This window comes from Treponema sp. R8-4-B8 (assembly GCF_054786175.1).
Map to the genome: position 1 here is coordinate 1 of NZ_BDHE01000064.1, position 2202 is coordinate 2202.

The window sequence follows — 2202 nt, forward strand, 5'->3', positions numbered from 1 at the left end:
TTTCAATGGCGCTTAACAGATTACCGTCTAATAAGGGAGGCTCGTTTTCGTATAACAAGAATTCATCTAATTCGCCCATTTTTTGCATTCCCCAAATGGGGATTACGTTTTCATATTGACGCAGAAAAGCAAACGCTGCTTTGGCGTTGCTAATCAATCCGCCGCATAGAGCCTTCATGGCAAGGAGACCCATGTTATGTTCGCGGCAAAGAGTGATGAGAGCCAATTCTTCACCTGTGGACAGGTAAGACAGGGGGTATTGCAGGGTGTCGTACAAACCGGATAATACCGCTTCTTTAGCGTTATCTTTGCTGTGCGCGGTAATTCCGATGTGACGGATTTTACCCTGCGTCTTTGCTTTTAAAGCGCATGAATAAAGACCGTCCTTTCCTTCAGGGCGCGGCACAAATGACGGGTTGTGAAGCTGGAATACGTCGATATAATCCGTACGCAACATCCTCAGGCTGTTTTCAATATGTTCCATTAATATGTCAGGCGTTTGCGCGGCGGACTTTGTGCATAACACAATTTTATCGCGGACATTATTAAGAGCGGCACCTATCCTGTCTTCGCTTGTCGTATACCCGTTGGCGGTATCGTATAGAATAACGCCATTATCGTAAGCGTGCCGCAACAGCGCGGTACTTTCATCATAAGAAATACGCTGGATAGGGATACAGCCAAATCCTGTGCGGCTTACGGTCAAATTAGTCTTGCCAAAAATTGTTTTCTGCATAACCTTTTAAAACCAACGTTTAAATTTAAATATAAGTATCATTGTTATCGCGATTAATCCCATGCCGCCTAAAACAGCCGGGTAACCCCATACCTGTCTTAACTCCGGCATATAATCAAAATTCATGCCGTATATTCCTACGATAAAAGTTAAAGGGATAAAAATAGTTGATATAATCGCCAATACTTTCATTACTTTATTCGTCTGATGAGATAAAACCGATAAATTTACATCCATTATATTTGATAACCATTCACGGTAATGCTCAACGGTTACTTCCGCGTTGTGTAAATTTTCCAGTAAATTTTGCACAAATGGTTTAAATTTATTTTTTAAGAAAAATTGATTTTGCTGTAAAATTATTGAAACGTTTTCTCTTAACGGAGAAATTGCCTTTTTTATTTGCAAAAGATATTTTTTAGTATCCTGCAGTTCCTGCATAAACATATCATCGCTTGTTCTTGTCGCGCGGTCGTCAAAATTCTCAATATCTTCTTCCAGATGATTTAACGCAAGAAAATACTCGTCAATAACGGCGTTAATAATTTCATATATAAGATAATCCGTTCCTGATTTACGGATTTCTCCAATGCCGTTCAGAATTTTTTTTCTTATTTTGTCAAATGGATCACCCGGTATTTCCTGAAAAGTTATCAGCGCGTCTTTCATAATGATTATGCTTACCTGATCAATTAAAAATTCATCAATTTTTTCTTCTTCCTTTTTAAATAACAAAAATGGTTTTATCTTTTTATTTTGATTGTGATTAAATCTCTTTTCACGCTGTATTGTCTTAACCGACAAAAAACGATAGTTTTCAAATATTTCAACTTTTGACTGTTGTTCGGTATTTAAAATATCTTCAATAGTTAACGGGTGAATGTCATATAACTTTCCTAAGGCCTTTATAAAATCAATATTTTTTAATCCGCTGATATTTATCCATGATTCTTTTGAGCTATGCCGATGTTTTTCTAATTCATCAATATTGGATAAATTAAACTGCTCCGCCGATGCCGCGTCATAAGTTATAATCGATAAATCCATTTCTAACGCCGGCCTGTCCCCTATATAAACGAGATCTTCAAGCGGCATTTCTATTTTCTTTGCAAAGATCATTTATACACCTTTATTATTATTGTACCATATAAATTATTTATTATATATATGTATATTCCTCTTTTACAAAATACAACCGGTAAGATTATTTGCCTGCTAATTCCCGTGAAAGCGAGTAAAAACGATTGAGTTGTTCCGCCTTGCCAATATCAGAACGGGGACCTTTAAGTTGTACCGGAACCGGCTCAAAATAAACCGGCGTTTTACCCATATAACCTAAGCGGATTAAAAGACCTTCCTCGCCGCCGTCTAATCCGCCCATTCCGGCAAAAACATAATTTCCCAACGACCAGAAAACAAGTTTCCCATCTAGCCATTCAAACCCCTGCACAGTGTGTGGGTGTGAG

The 2202-nt window shown here is 37.8% G+C and carries 3 protein-coding genes; all 3 read right to left on the reverse strand.

The window, feature by feature from the left end; translation table 11 throughout:
* Positions 1 to 736 (reverse strand): aldo/keto reductase (locus ACYVRA_RS06170; RefSeq protein ID WP_461251873.1); only part of this gene is annotated, 736 nt, incomplete at its 3' end.
* Positions 737 to 742: 6 nt separating this feature from the next.
* Entirely contained in the window at positions 743 to 1855 is a 1113-nt protein-coding gene (gene corA / locus ACYVRA_RS06175) for a magnesium/cobalt transporter CorA (RefSeq protein WP_461251874.1), read from the reverse strand.
* A gap of 85 nt (positions 1856 to 1940) precedes the next feature.
* The coding region (locus tag ACYVRA_RS06180) for a CapA family protein (RefSeq protein WP_461251875.1) at positions 1941 to 2202 on the reverse strand (262 nt) is incomplete at its 5' end.

What these genes read in the sequence shown, in the direction of transcription:
- corA (WP_461251874.1), bottom strand. Translation starts at nt 1,855, where the DNA reads ATGATCTTTGCAAAGAAAATAGAAATGCCGCTTGAAGATCTCGTTTAT.